This is a genomic window from Planktosalinus sp., from assembly GCF_059864935.1.
This window is the reverse complement of record NZ_JCBCCK010000283.1, coordinates 1-5,377: the sequence shown is the minus strand read 5'-3', so window position 1 is coordinate 5,377 and position 5,377 is coordinate 1. Positions and strand designations below refer to the sequence as shown.

Annotated in this window: 6 protein-coding genes; 4 read left to right on the top strand and 2 right to left on the bottom strand. The window is 39.2% G+C overall.

What is annotated here, in order from left to right; translation table 11 throughout:
* Positions 1 to 461, bottom strand: a 461-nt coding sequence (locus AC6F75_RS09425; RefSeq protein ID WP_500714752.1) for a hypothetical protein, incomplete at its 3' end; no start/stop codon positions are given.
* A gap of 432 nt (positions 462 to 893) precedes the next feature.
* Positions 894 to 1,658 carry a hypothetical protein gene (locus AC6F75_RS09420; RefSeq protein WP_500714751.1) on the bottom strand — a complete coding sequence of 255 codons (765 nt, stop codon included), beginning with the start codon at positions 1,656 to 1,658 and terminating at the stop codon, positions 894 to 896.
* A 180-nt stretch (positions 1,659 to 1,838) separates the two neighbouring features.
* On the opposite strand from AC6F75_RS09420, the gene AC6F75_RS09415 reads away from it, so the two are divergent.
* The 4 genes from AC6F75_RS09415 to AC6F75_RS09400 all read left to right on the top strand — a co-directional run.
* Positions 1,839 to 2,525: a Sir2 family NAD-dependent protein deacetylase gene (locus AC6F75_RS09415; protein ID WP_500714750.1), complete on the top strand. Its 687-nt coding sequence runs from the start codon at positions 1,839 to 1,841 to the stop codon at positions 2,523 to 2,525.
* Positions 2,516 to 3,094, top strand: coding sequence for a HEAT-like fold family protein (locus AC6F75_RS09410; protein ID WP_500714749.1), 579 nt, complete (start codon positions 2,516 to 2,518; stop codon positions 3,092 to 3,094). The genes AC6F75_RS09415 and AC6F75_RS09410 overlap by 10 nt, the downstream gene beginning before the upstream one ends.
* Before the next feature lie 139 nt (positions 3,095 to 3,233).
* Positions 3,234 to 4,577 (top strand): adenylosuccinate lyase, encoded by a 1,344-nt coding sequence (purB, locus tag AC6F75_RS09405; protein ID WP_500714748.1) that lies wholly within the window; start codon positions 3,234 to 3,236, stop codon positions 4,575 to 4,577.
* Positions 4,578 to 4,681: 104 nt separating this feature from the next.
* Positions 4,682 to 5,377: hypothetical protein (locus tag AC6F75_RS09400; RefSeq protein WP_500714747.1), on the top strand; the 696-nt coding region annotated here is incomplete at its 3' end.

Below are 5,377 nucleotides of genomic sequence, written 5' to 3'. Positions count from 1 at the left end.
AAAAACACGGCGTCTAGCCACATGTTCCCGTCAATGACATCAAACGTTTCGGCGCTCATCCCTCTGACATAGGAAATGTTGTCTGACGAATTTGGAGGTAACGGTAGTGTGGTTACATCGATAACTCCTTTACCTGTTCCTGGATATAAAGTAGTATTTACAAACCAGTCATCGGAGTTATTTGCAGGTGGTTGTATTAATTGTCCACCACTATCATAGACATAAATTGAAGTATTGGCTTGTACTTCACCATCTACACCAAAGTCGGCTTCAACACCTCCTCGTTCAATAATAATTTGCGAGAATACCTGTTGTCCCCCAAATAAAAAAAGCATAACCACAGCAAGTGCAGAAATGCTTTTAACAAACCCCCTTAACGGGTTTTGCCATGTGCTTTCGTTTTGATTTTGATTTTCACACTCCACCGGAGTCGAAAACCTACACTCGTAATCTTTTGACATAACTTCTGATTTTGTATTAGTTTAAAGTTAATACCCGCACAGAGGTCAAGAAAGTCCACTACAACAAAAGCTGCCTGAGCAACAAAATGTTACAGTTTAAATAAATAAGGGGCGGCATTTGGTTTTAATAGGTATAAAACCGATTGGGGAATGTTCAAAATTATGAAAAGCTTTTATATCTTTTAACAGCGTTTTGTGATTTTTAGATAAACGGTGCGAAAAAGAGTACAAACTGCAAAATTTTAATACTTTTTCAAAGTATTCTTACGTATGATATACGTATATATACTTATCTGAAATACCAAGTATAAAAGGAATTTTAATAAGAATTAATAGTCTAAAGGCAAACATGCCTTACAAATCAAATGTTTCCAAATAAAAAAGCCACGGACAGGATCCGTGGCTTACTCTTTAAATGTATGCTTTTAATTTTTACTGGCAGGATATTGCTTCGGTAGCACCCAAGACATCATCTCCTCTTTTTGCAGACCAGTCACCCACACCGTTTCCTCCGGTGAACTCAATGGTAATGGTTACCTCTTCACAAGCTGTTACATCACCTTCCCAACGGGTAACGTTGGATGGACCCCCCGCAGAATTATGAGTTTCGTTTCTGGTCAGAACATTTGAATTAGTATCTATAATGGTTGTACCACTTGACAATCCTCCTTGAATAACTATAGGTCCTGCTTCTTCTGCAGTAAAGGTAATTGTAAGTACTTTAGAGTCACCTGAGCAGTCAAGAACAGCTGAGAGTGAGTCTTCGCAGCCACAGTTTTCAGCTGTAACTTCAAATTCTATGTTATTAGGACCACCTTGCCCACTAACTGAATAACGCAAAAGGTAGGTTCCAGCATCATTAAATACTAATTCTCCGCAATGTTGCGCCGAATTTGACGAATGATAAATTTGAAGCCAGTCGTTTAAAACGGCATTATGTTGTTGTATTTGGACAGTTCTAGTTCCAGAATAAGTGAAGCAAAATTCAATAGGCTCACCAGCACAATTTTCTTCTGCAATGTGAAACCAAGAATCAGAGTACATTAACCCGTTCTGAGTGGAAGCGGCTGCCCCGCCTCTTTTATCTAAGGACAGATCATCCTGCATTTCATCTTTTTCACAAGAGACAAATGCAAAAGCAATAAATAAAAACGAAAGCGTAAATAAGTTGCTGTTAAATTTAATAGTCTGTTTCATAATTTAAAATTTAATTAGTTAAGTTTATATTTTTTTATACATCAAATCTAATTCATTTACACTATGCTTTTTAAAGTTTTAGATAAAGTGTAAGAATTTACCTGTTAAATGTAAGAATCGACTTACTTTAAAGAAGATTTTAAAATGAAGTTTGTTTAAAACGTAGAATTCAATATTTATATGATAAAATTGGTTGTACTAACAGGTGCCGGAATAAGCGCCGAAAGCGGTATTAAAACCTTCAGGGATGCAGACGGGCTCTGGGAAGGCCACGACATTATGGAAGTGGCTTCGCCCGTGGGCTGGAACAAAAACCCGGGATTGGTGCTGAATTTTTACAACAAACGCCGAAAGCAATTGCTGGAGGTAAAACCAAACTCAGCGCATTATATCCTGGCAAAACTGGAAGAGGAGTATGATGTGCACATCATCACCCAAAATGTGGACGATTTGCACGAGCGTGCCGGCAGTTCAAAAGTGCTGCACCTTCATGGTGAACTATTAAAAGCCAGAAGCTCATTGGACGAAGATTATATAATAGAGTGTAAAAACGACATAATGGAAGGGGATTGCTGCCCAAAAAACGGACAGATGAGGCCCCATATTGTCTGGTTTGGAGAAGCCGTACCAGCAATCGAAGAAGCCATTGAAATTACCGAAAGTGCCGATGTTGTGGCCGTAATTGGCACTTCGTTGCAAGTCTATCCCGCTGCGGGGCTGATGAGTTATGCGCCCAATCATTCGCCTGTATTTTACATTGACCCCAAACCGGCAAGTGTGTATGGATTGTCAAATCAGGTTGAAATTATTCCGGCTACGGCTACTTTGGGCGTACCTATATTTATAGAAAAACTAAAATGTCTATAGCTATCGATTTGGAAGATTTAATTCAGAAATTAGAATCACTAAAAGCCTACAGGAATAATCGGGAAATCCTGGCAGATATTGTGATTAATCAGCCCGAATACTTCGAGTTCCTACTCAACACCTGTTTTCAGGTTGATGAAAACGTTTCATATAAAGCCGCATGGGTTTTAGAATTGGTTTGCATAAAAAACCCGCAATTGTTGTATCCTTACCTAGACCTACTTATATCTGAATTGCCCAAAATTCATAAACACCAGGCCGTAAGACCACTTGCAAAGATTTGTGAAGTTGTACTCACTCTTTACTACAAAAACCACCACTTGCCCACAAGAACTTTTTTAACTAAATCCCACCGGGAACAATTAACGGAATTTTGTTTCGATTGGCTTATTTCCAATCAGAGAGTGGCTGCTAAAGCTTATGCCATGCAATGCTTGTTTCTGTTGGGAACCGAATTTGACTGGGTACACCCCGAACTTAAAATCATACTCGAAAAAGACTTCCCTTCAGAACAACCGGCGTTTAAAGCGCGTGCAAGGCACATTTTAAAAAAACTAACCGGTATTTAACCCTTTCAGGGTTTAAAACCCTGAAAGGGTTGACACAGAGTTATTGAATTTTACAACAGTTTGAAATGATAGCGGGTTTTTAGAAATGCTTTTTAAACAACCGGATATATTAATTATCTTTGTCGTTTATTTTTTCACTATGGCAAACCAACCCCTTCAGGCAATTTCGCCCATCGACGGCAGATATCATTCAAAAACCGCTGCGTTAATTCCCTATTTTTCAGAAGAAGCGCTCATCAAATACCGGGTACTTGTTGAAGTTGAATATTTTATTGCACTGTGTGAACTGCCTTTACCTCAGCTAAAGGATTTTGATAAAACCCATTATTCCGCTTTACGCGAAATGTACCAAAGCTTTTCAACTCAAGATGCGCAATCCATTAAGGACATAGAAAAAACCACCAACCACGATGTGAAAGCCGTGGAATATTTTATCAAAGACAAGTTTGATGCACTTGGATTACAATCATTCAAAGAATTTATCCACTTTGGTTTGACCTCACAGGACATCAACAACACCGCTATTCCGCTATCAATTAAAGATGCGACCGAGAAAGTTTATGTTCCCCTATTGGAAGAACTGATTTCAAAACTCAGCAGCCTTTCCAAAGAATGGGCAGCCATTCCAATGCTGGCCAAAACCCATGGACAACCGGCATCGCCTACGCGGCTGGGCAAGGAAATCGAAGTTTATGTAGTGAGACTTCAAGAACAACTTGAAATTCTAAAGCATACAAAAAACGCAGCAAAATTTGGCGGGGCAACCGGCAATTTTAATGCACATCACGTGGCTTATCCCCAAATTGACTGGAAAAGTTTCGGAACCCATTTTGTCAAAAAAGGTTTAGGGCTGCACCACTCCTTCCCTACCACACAAATTGAGCATTATGACCATATGGCGGCACTGTTTGACGCTTATAAAAGAATCAACAATATCATTATTGATTTGAACAGGGATTTCTGGACGTATGTTTCGATGGAGTATTTCAAACAAAAAATCAAAGCCGGCGAAGTGGGTTCATCAGCGATGCCGCATAAAGTCAACCCCATAGATTTTGAAAATTCTGAAGGAAATTTAGGTATAGCCAATGCTGTTTTTGAACACCTTTCGGCTAAATTGCCCATCAGTCGCCTGCAGCGCGATTTGACCGATAGTACAGTATTGCGCAACGTGGGCGTACCCATTGGCCATACTTTGATTGCGCTTCATTCCACTTTAAAAGGACTTGGAAAACTGGTTATCAATACTGTTAAAATTAATGAAGACCTCGAAAACAACTGGGCGGTGGTGGCTGAAGCCATTCAAACCATTTTAAGAAGGGAAGGCTATCCCAACCCTTATGAAGCTTTGAAAGGACTTACCAGAACCAATGAAAAGATAAACCAACAAACAATTGCACAGTTTATTGATACTTTAGATGTATCACAAGAGGTGAAAAATGAACTTTTAAGAATAACTCCGGCGAATTATACCGGTATATAATTAAGTTCAAATTTGATGTTCAAATAGTTTTTTTTTTAATGCACTAGTATTTCATCAAGTTGTCAAAAAAAATTGGTATCTTCATATAGTATTACTGAATACCAATGAAAACTGTTTTATTTTTATTTCTGAGTTTTCTTTCTACTCAACTTCTCTTTTCACAAGAACTAAACATTGAAGGGAAATACTATTCCTCAACACGCGGTGAGCCCATTTATATGCCCATCGGAAAAATATCATTTGCAGATCGGGTAGTTGACTTTAAAATTGGCAGCCCCTCTGCTGATGAAGAATTTTCTGACCCGGAAGAAGCTTTGGGCGAACCCAATTATACACACTATCGTGTGCCACATTATGTCTCTTTGGGTTGTGGCGGTCAAATAATACTTGAGTTTACAGACAACGGTTTTGTCGACATGGAAGGACCGGACATTTACGTTTGGGAAGTAGGGCCTTCTGAAGAATCATTTCAATTTGAAATCTCGAAGGATGGTAAAAACTGGCGCGACCTGGGCATTATCAAGGGCGGAAAGTCCTTTATCGACATATCCCCGGCTGTAAAGGACATTCGTGATATTTTTTACTACGTAAGAATTACTGATTTACAGGAAATCTGTTCAGGAGACACGCCTGGTGCTGATATCGATGCAGTTGGTACCATAAGCGGTGTTGTAAAAATCAACCTCAATGCTGATGTACTCTTTGATTTTGACCGATTTAATTTAAAAGAGGAGGCTCTGGAAACCCTTGACAGTCTTGCCTCCCAAATTGCTCGGGTGGGAATGGCAAAAATCATAGTG